We start from the raw sequence: 24,716 nt of genomic DNA on the forward strand, positions 1-24,716 counted from the left end.
GGCGTCCGGATGGGTGGGGGGCTGTTTGTCGCGATCCCGGCAAAACCACTGATTGCAGGATGTTTCGGTAATTTTTCCGAAATTGGTCGGCATAAAGTCTGCAAGAACAGGAGAAATTTCTAGCAGGGAAGGGCGTGCGATGACACTCCAGCCTTTTGCCCAGCCACCGCTCAGTCTCGCCCTGGGCGCCGGGCGCGACTTGCCGGGGCAGGCCGCGCGGGTTCGCGCCGAATGGCTCGCGCCTCGCCCCGGACGGGCTCCGGCGTTTCTCCTGGCGCTGCTCTGGGGACGCGGTTGCGCCAACGTGGTGCAGGCCATCGAAGGCCATCTCGACGCACTGTTCGCCGACTACGCCTGTACCCCCGAGGGTTGGCCGGAAGCGCAGGCGGCGCGGCAGGTCCTGGCTTCGCTGAACATGCAGCTGTATCGCCGGCGCCGCGAAGGCGAGCCGGGCGTGCTCGAGCTGGCGGCGGGGTTGCTGCTGGTCCATGCCGGGGGCGTGCACTTTCTCCAGTGCGGCGCCGTCGGCCTGCTGCGTTATCGCCAGGGCAGCCTGCAGCGCATGGGAGGGAGCGGCCAGCCGCTGGGTAGCAGCGCGGAGCTGGCGCTGGTCCAGCACAACCTGACCCAGGTGGCCGGCGAGCCCTTGGTGCTGGCGCCCCAGCCGTTGCTCGAAGTGGCCGACCTGCGCGCCCTCGGAGAACGTTGTGCCGGGCTGACCACGGGGCGCCTGGAGGGCGTGCTGCAGCCGTTGCTGCATGCGCCGGGGGCGGTGGCGCTGGTCTTGCCGGGGGCGCTCGAGCGCGCCCCAGCGGCGCCACGGCATACCGGCTGGCCAGCGCTGGGCGCGGCGTGCCCCGGCGACTGCGTGGATGGCTGGACCTTGCAGGCGGCTTGCGCGTTCGGCCCGCCCGGGCGGCTGTTCCGCGCCTGCGACGAGCAAGGACGCGAGGCGTTGCTGCTGCTCGCGGCGGCCGATGCCGACGAAGCGTTCTGGCAGCGCGAATGGGCACTGCGGCGCTGCCGTGCGGAGAGCCTGCCGCGAGTATTGTCGTCGCCCCGGTTGCGTCGTCATGCCTTCCAGTTGTTCGCTCCGCCGCGCTGGCCGATGCGCAGCCTGCTGGATTGGGCGCCAGCGCACCTGCCGCTGGAACCGCAATGCGCGCTGGTCCTCCTGGAACAACTTATCGATGCGGTTCGCGCCTTGCAGCGGCGCGGTGTACAGGGCTTGTGGCTGGCGCCGCGGCAGATCCTGCTGGACGAGGGCGGGCGCCTGCTGTTCCTCCCCGAGGCAGCGGCGATCCTGCCGGGCGTGGCGCGCCAGGCGCTGCCTGCGGACAGCGTGCCGCTGGCGCCGGAGTTGCGTCGCGGCGAGGCGCTCAATGGCCGGGCCGACCAGTTTGCCCTGGCGGCGCTGTTCTATTGGCTGCTCTGCGGTCGCTGGCCGTCGATCGCTTGCCCGGAGAGCGACGGCGGATGCCGCTACGAGCCGCTGGGCGAGCGTCAGGCGGACCTGCCGGTCGGCTGGGACGGGGTATTGGCGCGGGCCCTGGCGCCGCGTCCGGAGGCGCGCTTCGAAGCGTTGTCGGAATTCTGGCTGGCCTTGCAGAAGCCGCTAGCGCATCCCCAGCGGGTCTTTGCGCCACGCCGGTTGCAACGGGGCGTGCTGGCCCTGGTCCTGCTCCTGGCCGGGGCTGCGCTGCTGGTCGGCCTGGCCGGTTAACGGATCGACGGCCAGCGTGCGGGTCTGTCCGCTGCGTTCGAGGTGCGCTTCGGCGATCAGTTGTTCCAGCCGGCCGCTGCGACGCATCAGGCGCAGGTTGCGGTCGAGGCTGGCGGCAAGGGCGGCGCCGCGGGCGTGTCTTTTCGGCACCAGTACATAGAGCGGCTTGACCTCCAGCGGCGGTTCGATGAACACCAGGCGATCCTTCAGCGCCGGCACGTTGCGCGCCAGCAGGTGGTAGCCGGTGTAGCGATCGACCACGGCCAGGTCGATACGCCCGCGCAGGAGCTTCTCGAGGTTCTGCCAGTCGTTGGTTACCGCGTCCTTGGTCAGGCTGCGGTCGGCGTCGAAATCCTCTCGGTTGACGTAGCCGCGGACCACGCCGATGCGGTACGGACGCAGGCTTTCCAGATGCGCGGGATTGACCGGCAGCAGGCGCTCGCGCTGGCGGAAGAAGCCCAGTTGCGAGTCGAGCAGGGGGATGGTGGCGTGGAACAGTTCGCGCCGCTCGGGCGACAGGTAGGCCGGCATGAGGGCGTCGAAGCGCCCTTCGGCGGCTTCTTTCAGGGCACGTTGCCAGGGCAGGAACACCAGTTCGGCGCGGTGCCCGTCGAGGGCCAGGGCTTCGTCGAGGATGCGGCTGGCGAGGCCCTTGCCCGGCAGGTCGGGGCCGACGTAGGGCGCCCAGTCGAGGGTCGCCACGCGCAGGGTGTCGGCCTGCGCGCCGGCCGTGGCGAGGAGCAGGCCGAGCAGGACGCCGGGCCAGTGCCAGGTGCGCGAACCCATGGATGCCTCTGCTCTGAGCGATCGGTTGGGAAGTGCCGTGCCTTTGTCTTCAGCTTAGTTCGTCGCTGATCGGCAGGGTGTAGTTCTTGAACTCCTGGTCTTCGCGGAAGCCGATCGACTCGTAGACTTTCTGCGCTACCTCGTTGTCGACGCTGGTAGAGACACGCATGCGCACCGCATGGGTTTCCCGGGCCATCTGCTTGGCGTGTTGCAGCAGGTGGTCGGCGACCAGTTGCCGGCGCGCCTCTTCGGCGACGTAGATGTCGTTGAGGATCCAGACGCGCTTGAGCGACAGCGAGGAGAAGCTCGGATAGAGCTGGCAGAAACCGAGCAGCCGGTCTTCTTCGTCGGCCAGCGCCAGGTAGATCACCGACTCCTTGCGGCGCAGGCGTTTCTCGAGGAATTTCCGCGAGGACTCGGGGTAGGAGAGCATGCCGTAGAATTCGCGGTACTTGACGAACAGCGGCGCCAGCAGGTCGAGGTGTTCGAGGGTGGCTTGCACGATTCGCATGACGGGCCTCGCATTGCGGGAAGGGGCTGCCGGGACGATGCAGGCTGCATGCCAGCAACGCTTCGATGCTGCCCAATCTCCCTGGAAAGCGCAATCCAAGCGAACGTTTGAATCGGTCGAAGGAGGGGCGTCGCGCGCCGGCCCATCCTTCGGCCGGGAGGCTCAGTCCCTCGCCAGGAGGAAGTTGCCGGTGCGCGGAGCCTCGCCTTCCAGAGCCTGGACCTCCGCCTCGTCCTTCAGGTTGACCCCGGAAAGCTGCCGCCGGCAGGCCTCGCGCATCAGGTAGAGCAGGCGGTGCGCGGCCATGCCGTAGCTGAGGCCTTCCAGGCGGACGTTGGAGATGCAGTTGCGATAGGCGTCGGTGAGGCCGACCCGCGGGGCCCAGGTGAAGTACAGGCCGAGGCTGTCCGGCGAGCTGAGGCCGGGACGCTCGCCGATCAGGATCACGCTCATCTTCGCCCGCAGCAATTCACCGATCTCGTCGGCCACCGCCACCCGTCCCTGTTCCACCAGGACCACCGGCGACAGCGACCAGCCTTCGGCCAGCGCCTGTTCCTCCAGGCGTTCGAGGAAGGGCAGGGTGTGACGCTGCACGGCCAGCGCGGAGAGGCCGTCGGCGACCACGATGGCCAGGTCGATCTGCCCGTCGTAGCCGGCGGCGTGTTCGCGCAGGCGTTGCACCGAGGCCTCGTCGAGGCGCCGGCCGAGGTCCGGGCGTTGCAGGTAGACGTGGCGGTCGGCGGCGGCGCTGTGCAGCAGCAGGCTGTCGCGGCCGCGCTGGCGCAGGCCGTCGCTGATGGCCGCATGGTCGAAGGGCAGGTGCACGGCGTCGCGCGCCTGGGCGTGGGCGTACTGGAAGTCCAGTTGCGGGCGGGTCGGCAGGCTGGTGCCGGTGCGGCCCAGGGCGATCCGCGCGGGGGTCAGCTGGCGCAGCGGCAGCCAGGGGTTCTCGGCGCTGGCGTCGGGCAGGTGCTTGTCGTTCATCGGCATCTCCTCAGGCCAGTTGCGCCAGGGCCTGGCGGAACGCCGGCGGTAGCTCGTCGCCGAAGCGGATGCGCCCGTCGGCCTGGGTGAAGATTCCCATCCGCTGCAACCAGTCCTCGAATTCCGGCGCCGGCTTCAGGCCCAGCGTCTGGCGCGCATAGAGGGCGTCGTGGAAGGAGGTGGTCTGGTAGTTGAGCATCACGTCGTCGGAGCCGGGAATGCCCATGATGAAGTTGATCCCGGCGACGCCCAGCAGGGTCAGGAGCATGTCCATGTCGTCCTGGTCGGCCTCGGCATGGTTGGTGTAGCAGATGTCGCAACCCATCGGCACGCCGAGCAGCTTGCCGCAGAAGTGGTCTTCCAGGCCGGCGCGGATGATCTGCTTGCCGTTGTATAGGTACTCGGGACCGATGAAGCCGACCACGGTGTTCACCAGGAACGGCTTGAAGTGACGAGCCACCGCATAGGCGCGGGTCTCGCAGGTCTGCTGGTCGACGCCGTGATGGGCGTTGGCCGAGAGCGCGCTGCCCTGGCCGGTCTCGAAGTACATCAGGTTGTTGCCGAGGGTGCCGCGCTTCTGGCTGAGCCCGGCCTCGTAGCCTTCCTGGAGGATCTTCAGGCTGATGCCGAAGCTGGCATTGGCCGCCTCGGTGCCGGCGATCGACTGGAACACCAGGTCCAGCGGCACGCCGCGGTTGATCGCCTCGATGGAGCTGGTGACGTGGGTCAGCACGCAGGCCTGGGTGGGAATCTCGTAGCGCTGGATGATCGCGTCGAGCATCTCCAGCAGGGCGCAGATCGAGGCCATGCTGTCGGTGGCAGGATTGATCCCGAGCATCGCGTCGCCATTGCCGAACAGCAGGCCGTCGAGGATGCTCGCGGCGATTCCGGCCGGGTCGTCGGTCGGGTGGTTCGGTTGCAGGCGGGTGGAGAGTCGGCCGCGAAGGCCGAGGGTGTTGCGGAAGCGGGTGACCACGCGGATCTTCTGCGCCACCAGGACCAGGTCCTGGACACGCATGATCTTCGATACCGCCGCTGCCATTTCCGGCGTCAGGCCCGGAGCCAGGGCGCGCAGGCTGGCCTCGTCGGCGGCGTCGCCGAGCAGCCAGTCGCGGAAGCCGCCGACGGTGAGATGGGACACCGGGGCGAAGGCGTCGCGCTGGTGGGTGTCGATGATCAGGCGGGTGACCTCGTCGTCCTCGTAGGGAATCAGCGCCTCGTCGAGGAAGTGTTTGAGCGGGATGTCGGCCAGGGCCATCTGCGCGGCGACCCGCTCGCCGTCGTTGCTCGCCGCGACGCCGGCGAGGAAATCGCCGGAGCGCGCGGGGCTGGCCTTGGCCATCACGTCCTTGAGGCTGTCGAAGCGGTAGGTCTCGCCGCCGACGCTATGGGTGAAACGTGCCATGTGTGTCTCCAGTGCCCGGCCTCGCCATGCGGCGGGCCGGGCTTTGTCGTTGTCGCTCTCAGCGCAGGTCCTGTTCCGCCGCCTGGATCGCGGCGAACTCCTCTTCCGGGGTGCCGGACACCAGGTGATGCCGACTGTACAGGGCGAAGTAGCCGATCAGTACAGCGTAGATCGCCACCGCGCCGACCACGACCCGCGGGTCGACCAGGAAGCCGGCGACCACCGCGACGCAGGCCAGCGCCAGGGCTACGCCGGAGGTGAGGATGCCGCCAGGGGTGCGGTAGGGGCGCTGCATGTCCGGGCGGCGGATGCGCAGGGTGATGTGCGCGGCCATCATCAGCACGTAGGAGATGGTCGCGCCGAACACCGCGACCAGGATCAGCAGGTCGCCCTGGCCGGTCAGCGACAGGCCGAAGCCGATCACCCCCGGCACCACCAGGGCCAGTACCGGCGCCTTCTTGCGGTTGGTCAGCGAGAGGCTGCGCGGCAGGTAGCCGGCGCGGGAGAGGGCGAAGATCTGCCGCGAGTAGGCATAGATGATCGAGAAGAAGCTGGCGATCAGCCCGGCCAGGCCGACCAGGTTGACGAACTGGCTCATCCAGGTCGAACCCTTGTAGGCCGACTCCAGCGCTTCCACCAGGGGATTGCCCGAGCCCATCAGCTCCTTGGCTCCGGCAGCCCCGGGACCGACGACCAGAATCAGTGCGGCGAAGGCGAGAAGCACCAACATGGCGCCGATCAGTCCGCGCGGCAGGTCGCGCTTGGGGTTCTTGGTTTCCTCGGCGGCCAGCGGCACGCCTTCGACGGCGAGGAAGAACCAGATCGCGTAGGGGATCGCCGCCCAGACCCCGACATAGCCGAACGGCAGGAAGCTGCTGGCGCCGGTCGCCGCGGTCTGCGGGATGTTGAACAGGTTGGCCGAGTCGAAGTGCGGAACCATCGCGACAATGAACACGCCAAGGGCGATGGCCGCCACCGCGGTGATGACGAACATCAGCTTCAGCGCCTCGCCGGCGCCGAGGATGTGGATGCCGATGAACACGATGTAGAACACCAGGTAGATCAGCCAGCCGCCGACGCCGAACAGCGACTCGCAGTAGGCGCCGATGAAGCAGGCGATGGCCGCCGGGGCGATGGCGTATTCGATGAGGATCGCGGTGCCGGTGAGGAAGCCGCCCCAGGGCCCGAAGGCGCTGCGGGCGAAGCCGTAGCCGCCGCCGGCGGTAGGGATCATCGAAGACAGCTCGGCGAGCGAGAAGCACATGCACAGGTACATGGTGGCCATCAGCAGGGTGGCGAGGAACATCCCGCCCCAGCCGCCCTGGGCCAGGCCGAAGTTCCAGCCGGCGTAGTCGCCGGAGATCACGTAGGCGACGCCGAGCCCGACCAGCAGGACCCAGCCGGCGGCGCCTTTCTTCAGTTGACGGTGTTGGAAGTAGTCAGCGTCGACGCTTTCGAAGTCGACCCCGGAAGTTGCGGGCGCATGGCCGGTTTGTTCGAGGGACATGGGTTTTTCACCTCAATCTTGTTGTTATCGACCCCGGTTTTCCCGGTGGTGTGCTGTACGTGGTGAACGCAGGCAATAGCTATGCCAGCCGCTCTGCAATCGGCCTGGCGAGGAGGTGGAAGGGGCGCCGCCGTCAGCCTCGGCGGCGTGTTTCACGAGCCGGCGCGACCGCTCCGGGAAAGAGCGGTCGCGGCCGCTCCGGGGTCCTACTAGAAGAAGCCCAGCGGGTTGATGTCGTAACTCACCAGCAGGTTCTTGGTCTGCTGGTAGTGGTCGAGCATCATCTTGTGCGTCTCGCGACCGACGCCGGACTTCTTGTAGCCGCCGAACGCGGCGTGGGCCGGGTACAGGTGGTAGCAGTTGGTCCACACGCGACCGGCCTTGATCCCGCGGCCCATGCGGTAGGCGCGGTTGATGTCGCGGGTCCAGAGGCCGGCGCCGAGGCCGTACTCGGTGTCGTTGGCGATGGCCAGGGCCTCGGCTTCGTCCTTGAAGGTGGTGACGCCGACCACCGGGCCGAAGATTTCCTCCTGGAACACGCGCATGCCGTTGTGCCCCTTGAGCAGGGTCGGCTGGATGTAGTAGCCGCTGGCCAGGTTGCCTTCGAGCTTCTCGACGCTGCCGCCGGTGAGCACTTCGGCGCCTTCCTGCTGGGCGATGTCGAGGTAGGAGAGGATCTTCTCGTACTGCTGCTGGGAGGCCTGGGCGCCGACCATGGTCTCGGTGTCCAGCGGGTCGCCGCGCTTGATCGCCCTGACCTTTTTCAGCACCTCCTCCATGAACGCCGGGTAGATCGACTCCTGGACCAGCGCGCGGGACGGGCAGGTGCACACCTCGCCCTGGTTGAAGAAGGCCAGCACCAGGCCCTCGGCGGCCTTCTCGATGAACGCCGGCTCGGCCTGCATGATGTCTTCGAAATAGATGTTCGGGCTCTTGCCGCCCAGCTCGACGGTGGAGGGAATGATGTTCTCCGCCGCACACTTGAGGATGTGCGAGCCGACCGGGGTGGAACCGGTGAAGGCGATCTTGGCGATGCGCTTGCTGGTGGCCAGGGCCTCGCCGGCCTCCCTGCCGAAGCCCTGGACGACGTTGAGCACGCCCGGCGGCAGCAGGTCGCCGATGAGTTCCAGCAGCACGCAGATGCCCAGCGGGGTCTGCTCGGCCGGCTTGAGCACCACGCAGTTGCCGGCGGCCAGTGCCGGGGCCAGCTTCCAGGCGGCCATCAGCAGCGGGAAGTTCCACGGGATGATCTGCCCGACCACGCCCAGCGGCTCATGGATGTGGTAGGCCACGGTGCTGTCGTTGATCTCGGCGGCGGAGCCTTCCTGGGCGCGAATGCAGCCGGCGAAGTAGCGGAAGTGGTCGGCGGCCAGGGGGATGTCGGCGTTGAGGGTCTCGCGCACGGCCTTGCCGTTGTCCCAGGTCTCGGTGACGGCGAGCAGTTCCAGGTTCTGCTCGATGCGGTCGGCGATCTTCAGCAGGATGTTCGAACGCTCCTGCACCGAGGTGCGGCCCCAGGCGTCGGCGGCGGCGTGGGCGGCGTCGAGGGCCTTGTCGATGTCCTCGGCGGTGGAACGGGGGAACTCGGCGATCGGCTGGCCGTTCACCGGCGAGGTGTTGGTGAAGTACTGGCCCTTGACCGGAGGCACGAACTCGCCGCCGATGTAGTTGCCGTAGCGGGCCTTGAAGGAAACGATGGCGCCTTCGCTACCGGGATGAGCGTAACGCATGATGGTATCTCCTGGCTCTTGTGCTTATTAGGGGAGGACGCGCTGTCGCGCTTGTCGTAAGCCTGGAGCAAGGGCCGGGCCAGAGTGGCGAAAGGCCCGAAGTAGAGCGTCCTGGAGGTTTCGCAGGGGGGCTTGCGAACGCTCCCTGTCACGCGGGCGGGACGCTCGTGAGTGACACTCTGTACCGTTTTCGGCGCAGCGCATGACTCATCGGTCAGTCCGTCGTTGCATTGCGCCCCGGCCTGTTGGATGCTGCACCGATAGCCGTCCGGAGAGTCGCGGACCGATCCACCGCGCCCAGGCAAGAGACGGCCCGTCCCTCGCGGAGAACCATAACAATGCCTGCCAGTTCCATGAGCCGCCACGCGCGGCAAGTGCTGACCGTCGCCCAGGGCAAGATCCCGCCGGGCGGCCCTGCGACCGATCCGTCCATCGCCCGCTCCTGGCTGCGCTGCCTGGAACAGCACCATCTCGATCCCGGCCAGCCGATGGCGCCGATGGTGCTGGAGCACGCGCGCATGCTCGAACGCCGCGAGCGCCTGCAACAGGTGCTGGAGATCGCCGATGGCGAGATGCACAGCCTCTACCAGCAGCTTTCCGGCAACGACCATGCGGTACTGCTCACCGATGCCCGCGGGGTGATCCTCAATTGCGTCAACGCCGACGCCCAGCGCCAGACCTTCGAACACGCCGGCCTCTGGCTCGGCGCCGACTGGAGCGAGCCCTGCGAAGGCACCAACGGCATCGGCACCTGCGTGGTCGAGCGGCAGGCCCTGACCATCCAGCAGGAAGAGCACTTCCGTAGCCGCCACACCGGCCTGACCTGCTCGGCGAGCCCGGTGTTCGATCCGCAGGGCGAGCTGATGGCGGTGCTCGACGTGTCTTCGGCGCGCCAGGAAGTCTCGCGGCAGAGCCAGTTCCACACCATGGCGCTGGTCAACCTGTCGGCGAAGATCATCGAGGGCTGCTATTTCCTCCGTCGCTTCGAGGGCTCCTGGCTGCTGCGCTTCCATGTCCAGGGCGACTATGTCGGCCTGTTCAGCGAAGGGCTGCTGGCCTTCGAGGAAGACGGGCGGATCCGCGCGGTGAACCAGAGCGCGCTGAACCTGCTCGGTTGTCCGCGCCAGCGCCTGCTCGGCCAGCCGGTGGAGACCTTCTTCGATTGCCGTCTCGACGACCTGCTCGGTCGCGCCTCGCCGCAACCCAGCGCCAGCTGGCCGCTGCGCACCCGCGAGGGACGGACCCTGTACGCCATGCTGCGCGGCGCGCCGCGGGCGATACCCCAGGGCCTGGCGGTGCCCACGGCAGCGAAGCCGGCGCCTGCCGCGCCCGGCCTGTGCCTGGGCGACGCCGAGCTGGCCGCCGATTTCCGCCGGGCGCTGAAGGTCTACGCGCGCGACGTGCCGCTGCTGCTCAACGGCGAGACCGGTTCCGGCAAGGAGGCCTTCGCCAAGGCCGTGCACCTGGCCGGCCCACGCGCGGAACAGGCGTTCGTCGCGCTGAACTGCGCGGCGATCCCGGAAACCTTGATCGAGAGCGAACTGTTCGGTTATCGCGGCGGCAGCTTCACCGGCGCGCGCAAGGAGGGCATGCGCGGCAAGTTGCAGCAGGCCGACGGCGGCACCCTGTTCCTCGACGAGATCGGCGACATGCCGCTGGCCTTGCAGACCCGCCTGCTGCGGGTGCTGGAAGAGCGCCGGGTAGTACCGCTGGGCGGCGAGCCGGAGGATGTCGACGTGCGCCTGATCAGCGCTACCCACCGCGACCTGGCCGAGCTGGTCGCCGATGGACGCTTCCGCGAGGATCTCTACTACCGCCTCAATGGCATGGTCGTGAGCCTGCCGCCGCTGCGCGAGCGCAGCGACCGCGAGGAGCTGCTGGACTACCTGCTGGCCGAGGAAGCCAGGGGCCAGCGCATCCAGCTCGACGGCGAGGTTCGCCAGGGCCTGCTGGCCTACCGCTGGCCGGGCAACGTCCGGCAGATGCGCACGGTGCTACGGACCCTGGTGGCACTCTGCGAGGACGGCCGGGTCGGCCTGCGCGACCTGCCCGCGGATATCCGCCAGGCCCTGGCGGCGCTGCCGCCCGCCGCAGCGGCGCCCGCCCCGGCCGCGGGCAACAGCCTGGACGACGCCGAGCGAGCCGCGTTGCTGGCGGCGCTGGACGGCCAGCGCTGGCACGTGAGCCGGGTGGCCGAGCAACTGGGGATCAGCCGCAACACCCTGTATCGCAAGCTGCGCCGGCACGGCCTGGTGCGCGGCCAGGCCTGACGGGCGGGACGTCTCCAGGCGGGCCGCCGCGAGGCCGGCGGGAACCCCGCCGACGCCGCGTCGTCTGATGCCGCGACGCCGGGCGGCCGGCGCCTCCGCTGTGCTAATCTGCCGCCCATTCACAGCGCCTTCGACGGCTTGATCTGCAGGAGTCTGCATGCACATCCACGTACTCGGCATCTGCGGGACCTTCATGGGCTCGCTGGCCGTGCTGGCCAAGGAACTGGGCCACCGGGTGACCGGTTCCGACGCCAACGTCTACCCCCCCATGAGCACCCAGCTGCAAGCCCAGGGCATCGAGCTGATGCAGGGCTACGATCCGGCCCACCTGGAGCCGGCGCCGGACCTGGTAGTGATCGGCAACGCCCTGTCGCGCGGCAATCCGGCGGTGGAGCATGTCCTGAACAAGGGCCTGCCCTACGTTTCCGGCCCGCAGTGGCTGGCCGACCACGTGCTGCAAGGACGCTGGGTGCTGGCGGTGGCCGGTACCCACGGTAAGACCACCACCACCAGCATGCTCGCCTGGGTCCTGGAGCACGCCGGCATGAGCCCGGGCTTCCTGATCGGCGGGGTGCCGCAGAACTTCGGGGTTTCGGCGCGCCTGGGCGGTACGCCGTTCTTCGTGGTCGAGGCCGACGAGTACGACAGCGCCTTCTTCGACAAGCGCTCGAAGTTCGTTCATTACCGCCCGCGCACGGCGATCCTGAACAACCTGGAATTCGACCACGCGGATATCTTCCCCGACCTCGCGGCCATCGAGCGGCAGTTCCACCATCTGGTGCGCACCGTGCCGGGCGAGGGCCTGATCATTCGCCCGAGCGCCGAGAAAGCCCTGGAGCGCGTACTCGGGATGGGCTGCTGGACCCCGGTGCAGACCACCGGCGAAGGCGGCCAGTGGCAGGCGCGCCTGCTCGCCGAGGACGGCTCGCGCTTCGAGGTGCTGTTCGACGGCATCGTCCAGGGCGAGGTGGACTGGCCGCTGACCGGCCTGCACAACGTCGCCAACGCCCTCGCCAGCCTGGCGGCGGCGCGCCATGTCGGCGTGGTGCCCAGCCAGGGCGCGGCGGCACTCAGCGAGTTCCGCAACGTCAAGCGGCGCATGGAGAAGGTCGCGGAGGTCCGGGGCGTGACCCTCTACGACGACTTCGCCCACCATCCGACCGCCATCGCCACCACCCTCGACGGCCTGCGCAAGCAGGTTGGCGCCGATACCCAGGTGATCGCCATCGTCGAGCCGCGTTCCAACTCGATGAAGCTCGGCGCTCATCGCGACGGCCTGCCGGACAGTGTGCGCCAGGCCGACCAGGTGCTCTGGTACGCGCCGCCGAACCTGGGCTGGGACCTGGCCGCCACCGCCGCGCAATGCGCGATACCGTCGCAGGTCTGCGATACCCTGGAGGCGATCATAGAGCAGGTGCGCCAGCAGGCCAGGCCCGGCGCGCAAGTGGTGATCATGAGCAACGGCGGCTTCGGCGGCTTGCACGGCAAGCTGGCCGCGGCGCTGGCCGAGTGAGGGGCGCAATGAGCGGTCCGGAACGCATTACCCTGGCGATGACCGGCGCCTCCGGCGCCCAGTACGGCCTGCGCTTGCTCGATTGCCTGGTGCAGGAAGAGCGCGAGGTGCACTTCCTGATCTCCAAGGCCGCGCAACTGGTGATGGCCACCGAGACCGACGTGGCCCTGCCGGCCAAGCCGCAGGCGATGCAGGCCTTCCTCACCGAATATTGCGGTGCCGCCGCCGGACAGATCCGCGTGTTCGGCCAGAACGACTGGATGGCGCCGCCGGCCTCCGGCTCCAGCGCGCCCAATGCCATGGTGATCTGCCCGTGTTCCACCGGCACCCTGTCGGCGGTCGCCACGGGGGCCTGCAACAACCTCATCGAGCGCGCCGCCGATGTCGCCCTGAAGGAGCGCCGGCCGCTGGTGCTGGTGCCGCGCGAGGCGCCGTTCTCCAGTATCCACCTGGAAAACATGCTCAAGCTGTCCAACCTCGGCGCGGTGATCCTGCCGGCGGCGCCGGGCTTCTACCACCAGCCGCAATCGGTGGAGGACCTGGTGGACTTCGTCGTCGCGCGAATCCTCAACACCCTGGGGATTCCCCAGGACATGCTGCCGCGCTGGGGGGAACAGCACCTTGTCAGCGACGAGTAGGGTGCTGCTACTGGTCCTGGCGGTGCAGTTGGGCGGTTGCGCCACCGTGCGCACCCTGGATGCGGCCAAGCCAGGGGCGCCGGTGGTCTACGCCGGCACCCGGCTGGACTGGTACAGCCTGCACGGCGGCTGCTGCCCAATGGAACGCTTCGGCGCGGAGGCGCCGGCCCATCCGGGGCTCGACCTGCCGGGCAGCGCGCTGCTGGACACCCTGTTGCTGCCGTTCTCGCTGGCCACCGCCATCGGCCTCAACCTCGGCGTCAGCGGCGGCATGTAGGGCGGGACCCGCCCGCGGCTCATTTCCCCAGCTTGCGCAGTTCGTCGGACTCGACGATGCGCACGCCCTTGCCTTCCTCCAGCGCCAGGCGCCAGAGCGCGCGGGCCAGGTCGCAGGCCTCGATGCCGTGGTACTTGCCGGGAAGGATGCGGGCGATCGGCGCGGCGAGGATCTCGGCCAGGCGGAATTCCTCGCGCGGGCCGAACAGCAGCGATGGCCGGGCGATGGTCAGCTGTGGCCAGCCCTGTTCCTGCAGGGCCTGCTCCAGTTCGCCCTTGACCCGGTTGTAGAAGATCGACGACTTGGCGTCGGCGCCCAGGGCGCTGACCACCAGGTAATGCCGGGCGCCCATCTCCAGCGCGCGCTTGCCCACCGCCAGCGGCAGGTCGAAATCGACCGCGCGGAAGGCCTCCTCCGAGCCGGCTTCCTTGATCGTGGTGCCGAGGCAGCAGAAGGCGGTATCGATGCTGCCGTTGAGTTGCGGCAGCAGCTCGGCCAGCGGGCCGACCGGGTTGTCCAGCCGCGGATGCTCGGCCAGCGCCTTGCGGGCAGGGGCGATGACCTTGGCCAGGGTCGGCTCGCTCAATATCCGATCCAACAGGTGCTCGCCGGTAAGACCGGTCGCGCCGGCGAGCAGAACGCGCTTGGGCGTCGAGTGCATGTGTGTTTCTCCCCTTCCACACCAATGAGCGTAGTGCGCGGCGTATCTATTTGCCCGCCGCGCCCTCGCCGGTTTTTCCTTCCCGGGACGCGAGCGCGCGCTCGGCTTGCTGCCCCCGCAGCGTCCGCCAGTGCGCGAGCACGCGTTCCGGTAACCAGGCTTGCGGTTCCGAAGCTTCGAAACCTTCCTCCTTCTCCCTTTGACGCACTTCCTCTTTCGCCAGTTCGAACGCTTTGGACAGATCGTCGGTGCGGTTCAGCGCATTGGCCAGCAAGGCGCGGCCGAAATAGGTGAAGTCGGCGTCGTCGGAACAGCCGAACGATACCCGGTCGGCACGCGCGGCGGTCAGGATCAGGGTACGTTCGTCCTTCAGCGGCGGGATGAAGCCTCCGCTGTAGCAGGCCGATACCACCAGCACCTTGTCGCGCTGGCGCAGCGGCGCGAGCAGTTCGGCCAGTTCCGCGGCCGGCAGGTCGCCGAGGTTCAGGCCGGGCATGTCCAGGGCCAACTGGTGGTCGCTGGAGCCGTGGCTGGTCAGGTAGATGAAGACCAGGTCTTCCGGCCCGCTGCGTTCGGCCAGGGTGCGCACGGCGCGGGACAGGCTTTCCCGGGTAGCCAGCGGGCGGTCGCCGAAGTGGTCGCGGTGGTTGACCAGGCGAATCACGCCACGAGCGGCGAAACGCTGGCCGAGCAGGTCGCCGGCGTAATCGGCCTCGCGCAGGAACACGCCCTGGCGGCCATCGCCGCCCAGGCTCAGGGCATAGAGTTCGCTGGCCGGCGTCGAGGCCGGGATCTTGCGCAGTTCTTCGTCGAGCAGGCGACCCTGGGCCAACAGGCCGATTTCCAGAGTGTCGGGCAGGGCCTTGCCGGCGGCGTCGCGGATGCGCTTGCCGTCGGCCCAGAGTCCCTGCTCACGGCTGCCGTCGGCGCGGTCCAGGGTGCCTTGGCCGGCATAGGCGCCGGCGGCGAAGCCGCCTTCGTAGCGGGTGCCGTCCAGTTGTTCGAGCAGGCCCTGGCCATGGAAGCGCCAGAACTGGAAACCGCCGCGGTAGCGGCTGCCGTCGGCGCCGAGAAGCTCGCCGGGGCCGTTCAGCGCGCCTTCGCTGAAGCGGCCGATCCAGACATCGCCGCTGGCGCTTTCGTAGCGCCCCTGGCCATGGAACTGGTTGTCCTTGAACTGGCCGACGTAGCGGTCGCCATCGGGCCCGCTCCAGCGCCCCTTGCCGTTCAGTTGCCCGTCGCGGAAGGTACCGGCGTACTGGTTGCCCTGGCTGTCGCTGAAGCTGCCTTCGCCTTCCAGGCGGCCCTGGCGGAAGCTGCCCTGGTAGCGGCTGCCATCGCTGCCGTCCAGCGTGCCCTGGCCGCTGTACAGGCCCTTGCGGAAACCGCCGCGGTAGCGAGTGCCCTGTTGTTCCAGGCTGCCTTCGCCATCGAACAGGCCCTGGCGGAAGCCGCCCTGGTAGACGCTGCCATCGGCCATCGCCAGGCGTCCCTGACCGTCGAACAGGCCGGCCGCGAAGCCACCGCTGTAGCGGCTGCCGTCGGCGCCCTGCCAGGTGCCATGGCCGTGCAGCAGGCCATGCTCGAAGCGGCCGGCGTACCAGGCGCCGTTGTCGTAGTCCAGCCGGCCCTGGCCTTCCAGGCGCCCGTCCACCAGCTCGCCGCGATAGCGCGCGCCGTCCGGCAGGCGCGCATCGGCCGGGAGCAGCGGTTCGCCCTCGCCGCAGGCGGCGAGCAGGATGACCAGGGCGGAGCAGAGCGAGAGAGACCTGGCGGGGCGAAGCATGCGGCGTTCCCGATGAGTGGTTCGGTCCGAGGGTGAAGGGGAGACAGTGTGGCGGAAAAATCGTTGCCTGGCAGTAGGGTATTTCCCTGCCGGCCCAGAGCGCCCCCGCGAGCGGGGGCTTTTGGAAGGGGGGAGAGGGGCGCGAAGGCGCCTGGCCGTCAAGCGAACGGCAGCGCTCGCTGGGGCGGGCTCAGACGAAGCAGAGGCTGAGGGTCTCGGCGATGTAGGCGGGTTTCTCCTGGCCTTCGATCTCCAGGGTGGCGCGCGCCTTGATCAGCCACTGGCCGGGATTCTTCTCGTTGACGTCGAGCAGGGTCAGGCCCAGGCGGACCCGCGAGCCGACCCGCACCGGCTGGATGAAGCGCACCGTATCGAGGCCGTAGTTGACCGCCATCTTCAGTCCTTCGGGAAGCACCAGCAGGCCTTCCATCAGCTTCGGGATCAGCGACAGGGACAGGAAACCGTGGGCGATGGTGCCGCCGAAGGGCGTCTTCGCCGCCTTCTCCGGATCGACGTGGATGAACTGGTGGTCGCCGGTGCATTCGGCGAACTGGTCGACCCGCTCCTGGTCGATGGTGAGCCATTCGGAATGGCCGAGATCCTTGCCGACATAGTCCTTGAGCGCTGCTACGGGTACGAATGGCATAAGTCCTCCGGGAGGATGGCTGTTGTTCTCATGGTGCAGGAAGATCAGCACGCGTTGGCGACCGGGTCAAGAAACCATCGGCCTGGCGAATATCGCGTCATGCGGTGCCGCGACTGCGACTGATGGATAGGCGAGGAGCGTGCCAATGTCCCGGCGGGCTGGGCATAATGGTCGGCCCTTGCTGGAGGTGCCCATGTTGCTTCGTGGTCTGACCTGGCTGGTGCTGTTCCAGTTGCTCGGCACAGGTCTGAACGTTCTGTTGTTGCCCATGCTGCCCGGTCCGATCATCGGCCTGGTGCTGCTGTTCGGTTATTTCCTGGCGCGTGGCGAGGTCGGCAAGCCGGTCAACGAGGCGGCCGGCTCGTTGCTGCGCTACCTGCCGCTGCTGCTGGTGCCGGCGGCGGTCGGGGTGATGGCCTATGCGCGGGAGATCGCCGCCGACTTCTGGGCCATCGTCGGCGCGCTGGTACTGTCGCTGCTGCTGTCGTTCCTGTTCGCCGGCTGGATGATGCAGAAGCTCATCGATCGCCAGCAACGTCGCCGGGAGGAGTCCTGATGGCCTGGCAGGCCGCCCTCGAGGCGGTGATCCACCATCCGCTGTTCGGCGTCGGCGTGACCCTGGGCGCCTACCAGTTGGCCCTGGCCGCCTATGAACGGACCCGCTGGGTGTTCCTGCAGCCGGTGCTGGTGTCGATGCTGGTGGTGATCGGCGTACTGCTGCTTTGCGGCATCGACTACGACGAATACAGTGCCAGCGCCAAGGTCCTGACCATTCTCCTCGGCCCCGCCACGGTGGCCCTGGCGGTGCCGCTGTTCCTCAACCTGCGGCGTATCCGCCAATTGTTCTGGCCGACCCTGCTGACCCTGGTGGTCGCCGGTACGCTGGCGACGGTGCTGGGCATCGCATTCGGCTGGTTGTTCGGTGCCGAGCCGCGGATGCTGATGAGCATGGCGCCGAAGTCGGTGACCTCGCCGATCGCCATGCTGGTGGCCAGCCAGATCGGCGGCGTGGCGGCGCTGGCCGCCGTGTTCGTACTGATCACCGGGGTGCTCGGGGCGATCCTCGGGCCGGAGCTGCTGCGCGCCATCGGCGTCCGGCACCCCGCCGCGCAGGGCATGGCGCTGGGCATGACGGCCCACGCGGTGGGCACGTCGCGGGCCTTGCAGGAAGGCGAGGAGTGTGGTGCCTTCGCCGCCCTGGCGATGAGCCTGATGGGCGTTGCCACCGCAGTGCTGCTACCGTTGGCGGTAGCGCTGGTTGCCTGACGATGCCCGAGGAGTCGCGATGAAGTTGCCGTTGTTTCCCCTCAACGCCGTGCTGTTCCCCGGTTGCCGCCTGGACCTGCAGATCTTCGAGGCGCGCTACCTGGACATGATCAGCCGCTGCATGAAGCAGGGCACCGGTTTCGGCGTGGTGACCATCGGCGAAGGGCGGGAGGTCGGCGAAGCGCCGAGCCGCCTGGCGATGGTCGGCTGCGAGGCCTCGGTCCGCGACTGGCAGCAGCGCCCGAACGGCCTGCTGGGCATCCGCGTGGAGGGCGGTCGGCGTTTCCAGGTGCTGTCGGTGGAGGTCCAGGCCGACCAGCTCAGCATCGGCGAGATCGAGTGGTTCGAAGACCTGCCGGAGCAACCCCTGACCTACGAACACAACGATCTCGCCGCGTTGCTCAGCGTGCTGGCCGAGCATCCGATGGTGGCCGCGCTGGAGATGGGCGGCGAGCCCGGCGGCCAGCAGGACCTGGCCAACCAGTTGGCCTACCTGCTGCCGTTCGATACCGAACGCAAGCTCGAACTGCTCGCCCTGCCCGACGCGCAGATGCAACTGGCGCGGATCCAGGTGCTGCTGGAGCACCTGCAGGGCGAGTTGGGTATCGACTGAGCGCCAACCCTCACAGCGGCCGGTAGCGCGCAATGGCTTCCGGCAGGGCCCAGCCGGCGGCGATCGCCAGGGTCGCCACGCAGACCGGCAACAGCAGCCACCAGACCCGTTGCGGCAGCGCCGGCAGCGACTCGCGGCGCTGGCTCAGCCACAGGCTGGCGGCGCAGACCGTAGTGGCGAGCAGGGCGCCGGCGACGATGTCCGACGGCCAGTGCACGCCAAGGTAGACCCGCGACAGGGCGATGCTCAGCGACGGGATCACCGCCAGCAGTACCCAGGTCAGGCGCCAGCGCGGCGGTTGCTGGCGGCTGGCGAGGACGCCCAGGGTGAGGAAGAAGGCGAAGGACGCCGAGCTGTGTCCGCTGGGGAAGCTGAAGCTGCTCAGCGGTTCGGCCAGCACTTCCGGGCGGGCGCGGGCGAACAGGGTCTTCAGGGTCTGGTTGGCCAGCGCGGTACCCACCAGGGTGCCGATGGCGAAGATGGCCGGACGCCATTGCCGGGTCAGCAGGAGGATACCGCCGAGCAGCGCGCCGGCGATGAACTGGGTGCGGAAATCGCCGAGCCGGGTGACCACCACCATCACCGGGTTCAGGTCGGCGTTGCGGTGCTCCTGGACCAGCGTCATCAGGCCCTGGTCGAGGTCCTGGAGGTACGGCCAGGCGACGGTCATCGCCAGCAGCAGGACCAGGCTCAGCGCGGCCGCCACAGCGGTTGCCCAGCGTTTGCGTCGCAGGCTGGCCTGGACTACCACGCCGACCAGCACCGCCAGGCAGGCCGCGACGATCCCGGCTTCGCTCCAGAAGCCTTCCGGCAACGGCAGGCGCAGGGCTGCGCCGGTGGCCCAGCCGGGCAACAGGTAGGCGACCGCCCAGCCGGCGGCGGCAATCAGCGAAACGCCGAGAAAACGGCCGAACGGCATGTCGAGCATGCCGGCGACCATCGGCAGCATCGGTCGCAGGGCGCCGATGAAGCGGCCGACCAGCAGGCTGGCGATACCGTAGCGCTCGAAGTACACCTCGGCGGCGGTGATCCACTGCGGATGGCTGCGCAGGCCGGGCAGGCGGCGGATGTTCTGGTGGAAGCGGCGGCCGATCCAGTACGAGCTGAGGTCGCCCAGCACCCCGCCGGCGTAGGCCAGCATCAGGGTTTCGCCGAGGCTGAGGGCGCCGCTGCCGGCGATCACCGCGACGCCGAACAGCAGCACCACGCCGGGCAGGACGATGCCGACGATGGCCGCGCATTCGAGGAAGGCGATGAGGAAGATGGCCAGCCCCAGCCACTCGGGGTTGGCGGCCATCCAGGCGTTGAAGCTGTCGAGACTCATTGCAGGTGCGGGTCCTGGTGTCCGAGTAGATGATAGTCGCGCCCGGCGACCTGGCCGCGGCGCAGTGGGTTGCGGGTGCAGAAGGCGGCGAAGGCGGCATCGACGAAACGGTACGGCAGGTGTTCGTCGCGCCCCTTCGGAATGCCCAGCCGAGCGGCCTGGATCACCTGGCTGGGGCGCTCGCCGACATCGTCGACGAACAGTCGCTGCGGATCGAAGCGCTGTGCGTCCCACTCCGGCACCTTCAGCCCCATGGCCTTGCACAGCAGGGTCTGGCCGGCGCACAGGCGGCCGATCTCGCGGGGCCGGCCCTGGCTGTCCGGGTTCAGGCTCTGCATCCGCTCCAGCGCCGCGTGGTCGCTGATGCGATCCAGCCAGGGATGGCCGGACTTGATCAGCACCGCATTGCCCGGCCCGCCGGCGCTGAAGTTCAGCGAGTCGCCGCCGCGCGCGTAATACATATAGATGTGCCCGCCGTCGAGGAACAGTGCCTTGCGCTTCTCGGTGTAGCCGAGCGAGGCATGGCTGCCTTTCTCCTCCAGGTAGTAGGCCTCGGTCTCGATGATTCGCGCCGCCAGCCAGAGATTGCCCTGGCGATGGCGGATCACCTTGCCCAGCAGCTCGCGGGCGACCAGCAACGCATCGCGGTCGAAGAAGGTGTCGGGGAGTGGCCGGGCGTCGGGCCAGGGCAAACTAAGGATGGGATCGCGGGACATGGGATTGTCGCTGGGACCATGGCAGTCATAGGCTGGCGAATGATAACAACAAGAGCCTGAATCATGGTTGAACGAGAGCGTGTCGACAGTGCCCACATCACGCCCAGCGCCCATTACACCGGCTACGTCTGGTTCCGCCATCGACTCGCCGAACCGGCCTTCGCCACCGTCTTCGGCCGCTGGGTACACGGCTTCGTCGCGCCGATCAACTGGGGCGCGCAGCTCGGTTTCGGGCTGAACATCGAGGATTTCCTGTTACAAAGACACCTCATGATCGACGCGCGCCTGACCCAGGCCGTCGAACGCGAGGGAGTGGTCCAGGTGGTGGAAATGGCCTGCGGGCTCTCGCCGCGCGGGCGACGCTTCCGGCAACGCTATCCACAGTTGCGCTACCTGGAGGCCGACCTGCCGCCGATGGCCGCGCGCAAGGCGGCGCTGCTCCGCGAGCAGGGTTGGCTGGGCCCGGAGCACGCGGTGGCGGCTGTGGATATCCTCGCCGAGGACGGCGAGCGCAGCCTCGCCGCGCTGTTCGCCGGGCTCGACCGCGAGCGCCCGCTGGTGGTGATCACCGAGGGGCTGGTGAACTATTTCCAGCGTCCGGTGATCGAGGCCTTCTGGAGTCGCCTGGCGACCGAACTTAAACGCTTTCCCCAGGGCACCTACCTGACCGACCTCTATCCCGATCTCCGCGAGCACCCGCGCTACCGGCAGATCCGCTGGGGAGTGGGGATCATCGGGCGGCTGACGCGGGGAAGCTATCCGTTGCACTACCGCAATGCCGCGGAAATCGAGGCGGCCTTCGCCCGCTGCGGCTTTGCCTCCACCCTGGTGCTCGACCCGCAGCGCGAAGGCGCCGCCCTGGGCTTGCCGCAGGGACGCCTGCCGAGCCTGGTGCGGGTGATCGAAAGCCGCACGGCATAGCCGCCTCTCAGGCGACCTCCGCTCGCTGCCAGGCGGCGAGGAGGTCGGCCAGTCCGGCGCTGGCCGCCGGATCGGAGTGCGGGAAGATGAAGGCGAAGCCGCCGGCGGTCGAACGCAGGGGCAGGATGTCCAAGTCCGCCAGGCCGTCGTAGCACAACCGCCAGCCGCGTTGCGGGCGGGATTCGGGCAGCTCGGCGTGCAGCCGCCCGCCGAAATAGCCGAGTTCCACCAGTTCCGCCGCATAGACGCCGAGCTGCGGATGTTCCAGCCGAGCGTGCCCCTGGGCTGGCCGATGGCGGACCTCGAAGCGTCGCTCCAGGCCGAGCAGGCGCGTGCGCGGGATCCGCGTGCTGCCCTCGGCGCGCTCCGGCAGCGCCTCGTCGCGCAGGAACGGGCCGTAGAGCCGGGCGCAGGCCTCGCGTCGTTCGAACTGGGCAAGATGGTCGGCGTCGTGGATCAGGGCGAACTCGGCGTTCCCGCAGGCATGGGCGAACACCGCATGTTCCCAGGGCTGGGTGAAATGGTCGTACTCGCCGGCGAGCACCAGGGTCGGGCAGGTCGGGTGCCGCTCGAAGCCGCCGAAGGCCAGCAGGCGCCGGCTATTCTGCCGGTAGCGTTCGATCTCCGCCGCGGTCAGGCGTTGCAACTGGCGCAGCATGGCCTTGCGAAACACCGGGGAGACGCCGGTACGTTCCAGCTGTAGCGGGTTGATCAGGCCGGTCAGTACGCCGTGGGCGAAGGCGCTCTGGTCGCCCTCGTCGAGCCGGGCCAGGGCTTCTTCCAGCAGCAGCCGCGCACCGGGGCGGCCGAATGCGGTGATGCCGGCCAGTAGCAGGCGCGCGCAGCGGCGCGGATGGCGGGCGGCGAACAGCGCGGCCAGGGCCGAGCCGTAGGACAGGCCGATGGGCATCAACGGCGGCAGGCCGAGCCGTTCGGCGAAGGCCGCGATCAGGTCGGCGAGGTCTTCCAGGCTCAGTTCCGCCGCCAGTTGCAGGTTGCCGCCCTGGCTCGGCAGGTCGAGCAGGATCACCGGGTGCTCGGCGAGCAGTTCGCTGACCTCGCCGGCGAACGAGCGGAAGCTCTGGAAGGCGCCGCCCAGCAGGAGCACCGGCGGGCGCGGGTCGTCGGCGCGGGCGGCGAAGGCCTGGTAGCGCAGTTGCCAGCCGTCTAGAAAGAGGATATCCGGTTCGCTGCTCAGCGACTGTGCGCAGTAGTCGGTACGGTAGCGCATGGTGAGGCCCCGCGGTGTGTGCGTCGTTATTGTTGTTCTGCCGAGCGGGTGCCGGTGGGTGGCAGCGGCCAGGCTCGCTTCGAAGGTAAACAGAGGTAGCAATTTTGTTTACCTATCCTTCGGCCGGCGCCTGCGCCCGGGTGTCACCGTCTCGCGCATAGGCCCAGGCGCAGCGGGGCCGCCGCGTTACCGCCGGGGGCCGCGGAACGCACTGTCTACCGACCGGCTGTTGCGGCTGGGCGCGCCGGGGCTGGCTCGCTATAATCGCGCATTTCCCTGACGCCAGATGCCGAGACCATGACCGAGTCCGTCCTCGACTATATGAGCCGCCTGGGCCGCGATGCCCGCGCCGCCTCGCGGTTGCTCGCGCGCGCCGCCACCGCGCAGAAGAACCGCGCCCTGCTGGCCGCGGCCGATGCGCTGGACGCCGCCCGCGCGGAGTTGTCCCACGCCAACGAGCAGGACCTCGCCGCCGGCCGCGCCAATGGCCTGGAGCCGGCGATGCTGGACCGCCTGGCGCTGACCCCGGCGCGCATCGACGACATGATCGAGGGCCTGCGCCAGGTCGCCACGCTGCCCGACCCGATCGGCGAGATCCGCGACATGCGCTATGTGCCCTCGGGCATCCAGATCGGCAAGATGCGCGTGCCGCTGGGCGTGGTCGGGATCATCTACGAGTCGCGGCCGAACGTGACCATCGACGCCGCCAGCCTGTGCCTGAAGTCCGGCAACGCGACCATCCTGCGCGGCGGCTCCGAGGCGATCCACTCCAACCAGGCGATCGCCCGCTGCATCCAGCAGGGCCTGGCCGAGGCCGGCCTGCCGGCCGCCGCCGTGCAGGTGGTGGAAACCACCGACCGCGCCGCGGTCGGCGCGCTGATCAGCATGCCCGAATACGTCGACGTGATCGTCCCGCGCGGCGGCAAGGGCCTGATCGAGCGCATCAGCCGCGAGGCCAAGGTGCCGGTGATCAAGCACCTGGACGGCATCTGCCACGTCTACATCGATGTCGCCGCCGACCTGGACAAGGCGATTCGCGTCGCCGACAACGCCAAGACCCAGCGCTATGCACCGTGCAACACCATGGAGACGCTGCTGGTGCATGCCGGCATCGCCGAGCAGGTGCTGCCGCCGCTGGCCACGATCTACCGCGAGAAGGGCGTGGAACTGCGCGGCGACGCCGCGACCCGCGCGCTGCTCGGCGCAGACGTGCTGGAGGCTACCGAGGAGGACTGGCGTACCGAGTACAACGCGCCGATCCTGTCGATCCGCATCGTTGACGGGCTGGACGCGGCGATCGAGCACATCAACACCTACGGCTCGCAGCACACCGACGCGATCATTACCGAGAACTTCAGCGATGCGCGGCGTTTCCTCGCCGAAGTGGATTCCGCTTCGGTGATGGTCAACGCCTCGACCCGCTTCGCCGACGGCTTCGAGTACGGCCTCGGCGCCGAGATCGGGATTTCCACCGACAAGCTGCACGCCCGCGGCCCGGTCGGCCTGGAAGGCCTGACCAGCGAGAAGTACGTCGTCTTCGGCGACGGTCACGTGCGCACCTGATGGGCAAACGTATCGGCCTGTTCGGCGGCACTTTCGACCCCGTGCATATCGGACATATGCGCAGCGCCGTGGAAATGGCCGAGCAGTTCGCCCTCGACGAACTGCGCCTGCTGCCCAATGCGCGGCCGCCGCACCGGGAAACCCCGCAGGTGTCGGCCGCGCAGCGGTTGGCGATGGTCGAGCGGGCGGTGGCGGGAGTCGAGCGATTGACGGTCGATCCCCGCGAACTGAAGCGCGACAAGCCGTCCTACACCATCGACACCCTGGAGTCGGTGCGGGCGGAGCTGGCGGCCGACGACCAGTTGTTCATGCTGATCGGCTGGGATGCCTTCTGCGGCTTGCCGACGTGGCACCGCTGGGAGGCGTTGCTGGATCACTGCCACATCGTCGTGTTGCAGCGTCCGGATGCCGACAGCGAGCCGCCGGAGTCGCTGCGCGACCTGCTGGCGGCGCGGAGCGTGGCCGACCCGCAGGCCCTGAAAGGGCCGGGCGGGCAGATCACCTTCGTTTGGCAGACGCCGCTGGCGGTGTCCGCCACCCAGATCCGTGCGCTGCTGGGTGCCGGGCGCTCCGTGCGTTTCCTGGTGCCGGACGCAGTATTGAACTACATCGAGGCGCACCACCTGTATCGTGCGCCACACTGAT

Annotated in this window: 23 protein-coding genes; 11 read left to right on the forward strand and 12 right to left on the reverse strand. The window is 68.7% G+C overall.

Translation table 11 applies throughout. The annotated features are described in order from the left end of the window. Window positions 1–139 precede the first annotated feature (139 nt). Window positions 140–1,723, forward strand: coding sequence for a protein kinase (locus tag M6E97_RS01235; RefSeq protein WP_033937789.1), 1,584 nt, complete (start codon window positions 140–142; stop codon window positions 1,721–1,723). Here M6E97_RS01235 and M6E97_RS01240 read toward each other — a convergent pair. The 6 genes from M6E97_RS01240 to M6E97_RS01265 form a co-directional block, all read right to left on the reverse strand. Next, window positions 1,616–2,509 carry a substrate-binding periplasmic protein gene (locus M6E97_RS01240; protein WP_003093237.1) on the reverse strand — a complete coding sequence of 298 codons (894 nt, stop codon included), beginning with the start codon at window positions 2,507–2,509 and terminating at the stop codon, window positions 1,616–1,618. The two genes, M6E97_RS01235 and M6E97_RS01240, sit on opposite strands and share 108 nt — an antisense overlap. 49 nt (window positions 2,510–2,558) lie before the next feature. After that, window positions 2,559–3,020: a GNAT family N-acetyltransferase gene (locus M6E97_RS01245; RefSeq protein WP_003093235.1), complete on the reverse strand. Its 462-nt coding sequence runs from the start codon at window positions 3,018–3,020 to the stop codon at window positions 2,559–2,561. A gap of 162 nt (window positions 3,021–3,182) precedes the next feature. Next, window positions 3,183–4,004, reverse strand: coding sequence for an ethanolamine ammonia-lyase subunit EutC (gene eutC / locus M6E97_RS01250; protein ID WP_003110520.1), 822 nt, complete (start codon window positions 4,002–4,004; stop codon window positions 3,183–3,185). Between the two features lie 10 nt (window positions 4,005–4,014). Continuing rightward, window positions 4,015–5,409, reverse strand: coding sequence for an ethanolamine ammonia-lyase subunit EutB (locus M6E97_RS01255; RefSeq protein WP_003093232.1), 1,395 nt, complete (start codon window positions 5,407–5,409; stop codon window positions 4,015–4,017). Between the two features lie 58 nt (window positions 5,410–5,467). Then, window positions 5,468–6,916 carry an ethanolamine permease gene (gene eat, locus M6E97_RS01260; RefSeq protein ID WP_003093230.1) on the reverse strand — a complete coding sequence of 483 codons (1,449 nt, stop codon included), beginning with the start codon at window positions 6,914–6,916 and terminating at the stop codon, window positions 5,468–5,470. Window positions 6,917–7,125: 209 nt separating this feature from the next. Further along, window positions 7,126–8,646 carry an aldehyde dehydrogenase family protein gene (locus M6E97_RS01265; protein WP_023124874.1) on the reverse strand — a complete coding sequence of 507 codons (1,521 nt, stop codon included), beginning with the start codon at window positions 8,644–8,646 and terminating at the stop codon, window positions 7,126–7,128. Between the two features lie 338 nt (window positions 8,647–8,984). Between M6E97_RS01265 and eatR the strand changes: the two genes are divergently transcribed. The 4 genes from eatR to M6E97_RS01285 all read left to right on the forward strand — a co-directional run bounded on the left by eatR (window position 8,985) and on the right by M6E97_RS01285 (window position 13,344). Next, window positions 8,985–10,916, forward strand: coding sequence for a sigma-54-dependent transcriptional regulator EatR (gene eatR, locus M6E97_RS01270; RefSeq protein WP_009877475.1), 1,932 nt, complete (start codon window positions 8,985–8,987; stop codon window positions 10,914–10,916). A gap of 157 nt (window positions 10,917–11,073) precedes the next feature. Beyond that, on the forward strand, window positions 11,074–12,429 hold the full coding sequence (mpl, locus tag M6E97_RS01275; RefSeq protein WP_003124067.1) for a UDP-N-acetylmuramate:L-alanyl-gamma-D-glutamyl-meso-diaminopimelate ligase: 1,356 nt from the start codon (window positions 11,074–11,076) through the stop codon (window positions 12,427–12,429). A gap of 8 nt (window positions 12,430–12,437) precedes the next feature. After that, window positions 12,438–13,067: a flavin prenyltransferase UbiX gene (ubiX, locus tag M6E97_RS01280; RefSeq protein WP_003093227.1), complete on the forward strand. Its 630-nt coding sequence runs from the start codon at window positions 12,438–12,440 to the stop codon at window positions 13,065–13,067. Further along, window positions 13,051–13,344 carry a YceK/YidQ family lipoprotein gene (locus M6E97_RS01285; RefSeq protein WP_023094415.1) on the forward strand — a complete coding sequence of 98 codons (294 nt, stop codon included), beginning with the start codon at window positions 13,051–13,053 and terminating at the stop codon, window positions 13,342–13,344. The genes ubiX and M6E97_RS01285 overlap by 17 nt, the downstream gene beginning before the upstream one ends. Before the next feature lie 19 nt (window positions 13,345–13,363). Here M6E97_RS01285 and M6E97_RS01290 read toward each other — a convergent pair whose 3' ends face one another. The 3 genes from M6E97_RS01290 to M6E97_RS01300 all read right to left on the reverse strand — a co-directional run bounded on the left by M6E97_RS01290 (window position 13,364) and on the right by M6E97_RS01300 (window position 16,437). After that, complete coding sequence (locus M6E97_RS01290; RefSeq protein WP_003093223.1) at window positions 13,364–14,005, reverse strand: oxidoreductase; 642 nt, start codon at window positions 14,003–14,005, stop codon at window positions 13,364–13,366. Between the two features lie 46 nt (window positions 14,006–14,051). Continuing rightward, on the reverse strand, window positions 14,052–15,791 hold the full coding sequence (locus tag M6E97_RS01295) for a C13 family peptidase (RefSeq protein ID WP_003118249.1): 1,740 nt from the start codon (window positions 15,789–15,791) through the stop codon (window positions 14,052–14,054). 190 nt (window positions 15,792–15,981) lie between these two features. Next, complete coding sequence (locus tag M6E97_RS01300; protein ID WP_003093220.1) at window positions 15,982–16,437, reverse strand: MaoC family dehydratase; 456 nt, start codon at window positions 16,435–16,437, stop codon at window positions 15,982–15,984. Between the two features lie 193 nt (window positions 16,438–16,630). Between M6E97_RS01300 and M6E97_RS01305 the strand changes: the two genes are divergently transcribed. The 3 genes from M6E97_RS01305 to M6E97_RS01315 are packed head-to-tail and all read left to right on the forward strand — an operon-like array spanning window position 16,631 to window position 18,316. Next, entirely contained in the window at window positions 16,631–16,993 is a 363-nt protein-coding gene (locus M6E97_RS01305; RefSeq protein WP_003093216.1) for a CidA/LrgA family protein, read from the forward strand. After that, complete coding sequence (locus tag M6E97_RS01310; RefSeq protein WP_003093214.1) at window positions 16,993–17,703, forward strand: LrgB family protein; 711 nt, start codon at window positions 16,993–16,995, stop codon at window positions 17,701–17,703. Before M6E97_RS01305 ends, M6E97_RS01310 begins: the two co-directional genes overlap by 1 nt. A gap of 19 nt (window positions 17,704–17,722) precedes the next feature. Next, window positions 17,723–18,316 carry an LON peptidase substrate-binding domain-containing protein gene (locus M6E97_RS01315; protein WP_034005674.1) on the forward strand — a complete coding sequence of 198 codons (594 nt, stop codon included), beginning with the start codon at window positions 17,723–17,725 and terminating at the stop codon, window positions 18,314–18,316. Between the two features lie 10 nt (window positions 18,317–18,326). Here the strand turns inward: M6E97_RS01315 and M6E97_RS01320 are convergent, their stop codons facing one another. Next, window positions 18,327–19,640 carry a bifunctional DedA family/phosphatase PAP2 family protein gene (locus M6E97_RS01320; RefSeq protein ID WP_019486571.1) on the reverse strand — a complete coding sequence of 438 codons (1,314 nt, stop codon included), beginning with the start codon at window positions 19,638–19,640 and terminating at the stop codon, window positions 18,327–18,329. Further along, window positions 19,637–20,356, reverse strand: a complete 720-nt coding sequence (locus tag M6E97_RS01325; RefSeq protein ID WP_003110373.1) for a DNA-3-methyladenine glycosylase — start codon at window positions 20,354–20,356, stop codon at window positions 19,637–19,639. Before M6E97_RS01325 ends, M6E97_RS01320 begins: the two co-directional genes overlap by 4 nt. 63 nt (window positions 20,357–20,419) lie before the next feature. On the opposite strand from M6E97_RS01325, the gene M6E97_RS01330 reads away from it, so the two are divergent. Next, window positions 20,420–21,277, forward strand: coding sequence for a class I SAM-dependent methyltransferase (locus M6E97_RS01330; protein ID WP_003093206.1), 858 nt, complete (start codon window positions 20,420–20,422; stop codon window positions 21,275–21,277). Window positions 21,278–21,284: 7 nt separating this feature from the next. Here M6E97_RS01330 and M6E97_RS01335 read toward each other — a convergent pair whose 3' ends face one another. Continuing rightward, on the reverse strand, window positions 21,285–22,508 hold the full coding sequence (locus tag M6E97_RS01335; RefSeq protein ID WP_023099216.1) for an alpha/beta fold hydrolase: 1,224 nt from the start codon (window positions 22,506–22,508) through the stop codon (window positions 21,285–21,287). A gap of 297 nt (window positions 22,509–22,805) precedes the next feature. Between M6E97_RS01335 and M6E97_RS01340 the strand changes: the two genes are divergently transcribed. Both M6E97_RS01340 and nadD read left to right on the forward strand, forming a co-directional pair. Then, window positions 22,806–24,071, forward strand: coding sequence for a glutamate-5-semialdehyde dehydrogenase (locus M6E97_RS01340; protein ID WP_003119194.1), 1,266 nt, complete (start codon window positions 22,806–22,808; stop codon window positions 24,069–24,071). Next, window positions 24,071–24,715: a nicotinate-nucleotide adenylyltransferase gene (nadD, locus tag M6E97_RS01345; RefSeq protein WP_003110376.1), complete on the forward strand. Its 645-nt coding sequence runs from the start codon at window positions 24,071–24,073 to the stop codon at window positions 24,713–24,715. The genes M6E97_RS01340 and nadD overlap by 1 nt, the downstream gene beginning before the upstream one ends. Window position 24,716: the final 1 nt, after the last annotated feature.

This window comes from Pseudomonas sp. B111 (assembly GCF_026428275.1).
GTDB lineage: Bacteria > Pseudomonadota > Gammaproteobacteria > Pseudomonadales > Pseudomonadaceae > Pseudomonas > Pseudomonas aeruginosa.

Bases quoted from the DNA above. Each gene is read 5' to 3' on its own strand.
- M6E97_RS01335 (WP_023099216.1), bottom strand. From the start codon at position 22,508: ATGCGCTACCGTACCGACTACTGCGCACAGTCGCTGAGCAGCGAACCG.
- M6E97_RS01240 (WP_003093237.1), bottom strand. From the start codon at position 2,509: ATGGGTTCGCGCACCTGGCACTGGCCCGGCGTCCTGCTCGGCCTGCTC.
- M6E97_RS01310 (WP_003093214.1), top strand. From the start codon at position 16,993: ATGGCCTGGCAGGCCGCCCTCGAGGCGGTGATCCACCATCCGCTGTTC.
- M6E97_RS01325 (WP_003110373.1), bottom strand. From the start codon at position 20,356: ATGTCCCGCGATCCCATCCTTAGTTTGCCCTGGCCCGACGCCCGGCCA.
- eat (WP_003093230.1), bottom strand. From the start codon at position 6,916: ATGTCCCTCGAACAAACCGGCCATGCGCCCGCAACTTCCGGGGTCGAC.
- M6E97_RS01330 (WP_003093206.1), top strand. From the start codon at position 20,420: ATGGTTGAACGAGAGCGTGTCGACAGTGCCCACATCACGCCCAGCGCC.
- M6E97_RS01340 (WP_003119194.1), top strand. From the start codon at position 22,806: ATGACCGAGTCCGTCCTCGACTATATGAGCCGCCTGGGCCGCGATGCC.
- M6E97_RS01305 (WP_003093216.1), top strand. From the start codon at position 16,631: ATGTTGCTTCGTGGTCTGACCTGGCTGGTGCTGTTCCAGTTGCTCGGC.
- M6E97_RS01245 (WP_003093235.1), bottom strand. From the start codon at position 3,020: ATGCGAATCGTGCAAGCCACCCTCGAACACCTCGACCTGCTGGCGCCG.
- M6E97_RS01300 (WP_003093220.1), bottom strand. From the start codon at position 16,437: ATGCCATTCGTACCCGTAGCAGCGCTCAAGGACTATGTCGGCAAGGAT.
- eatR (WP_009877475.1), top strand. From the start codon at position 8,985: ATGCCTGCCAGTTCCATGAGCCGCCACGCGCGGCAAGTGCTGACCGTC.
- nadD (WP_003110376.1), top strand. From the start codon at position 24,071: ATGGGCAAACGTATCGGCCTGTTCGGCGGCACTTTCGACCCCGTGCAT.
- M6E97_RS01320 (WP_019486571.1), bottom strand. From the start codon at position 19,640: ATGAGTCTCGACAGCTTCAACGCCTGGATGGCCGCCAACCCCGAGTGG.
- M6E97_RS01235 (WP_033937789.1), top strand. From the start codon at position 140: ATGACACTCCAGCCTTTTGCCCAGCCACCGCTCAGTCTCGCCCTGGGC.
- ubiX (WP_003093227.1), top strand. From the start codon at position 12,438: ATGAGCGGTCCGGAACGCATTACCCTGGCGATGACCGGCGCCTCCGGC.
- M6E97_RS01295 (WP_003118249.1), bottom strand. From the start codon at position 15,791: ATGCTTCGCCCCGCCAGGTCTCTCTCGCTCTGCTCCGCCCTGGTCATC.
- M6E97_RS01255 (WP_003093232.1), bottom strand. From the start codon at position 5,409: ATGGCACGTTTCACCCATAGCGTCGGCGGCGAGACCTACCGCTTCGAC.
- M6E97_RS01290 (WP_003093223.1), bottom strand. From the start codon at position 14,005: ATGCACTCGACGCCCAAGCGCGTTCTGCTCGCCGGCGCGACCGGTCTT.
- mpl (WP_003124067.1), top strand. From the start codon at position 11,074: ATGCACATCCACGTACTCGGCATCTGCGGGACCTTCATGGGCTCGCTG.
- M6E97_RS01265 (WP_023124874.1), bottom strand. From the start codon at position 8,646: ATGCGTTACGCTCATCCCGGTAGCGAAGGCGCCATCGTTTCCTTCAAG.
- M6E97_RS01315 (WP_034005674.1), top strand. From the start codon at position 17,723: ATGAAGTTGCCGTTGTTTCCCCTCAACGCCGTGCTGTTCCCCGGTTGC.
- eutC (WP_003110520.1), bottom strand. From the start codon at position 4,004: ATGAACGACAAGCACCTGCCCGACGCCAGCGCCGAGAACCCCTGGCTG.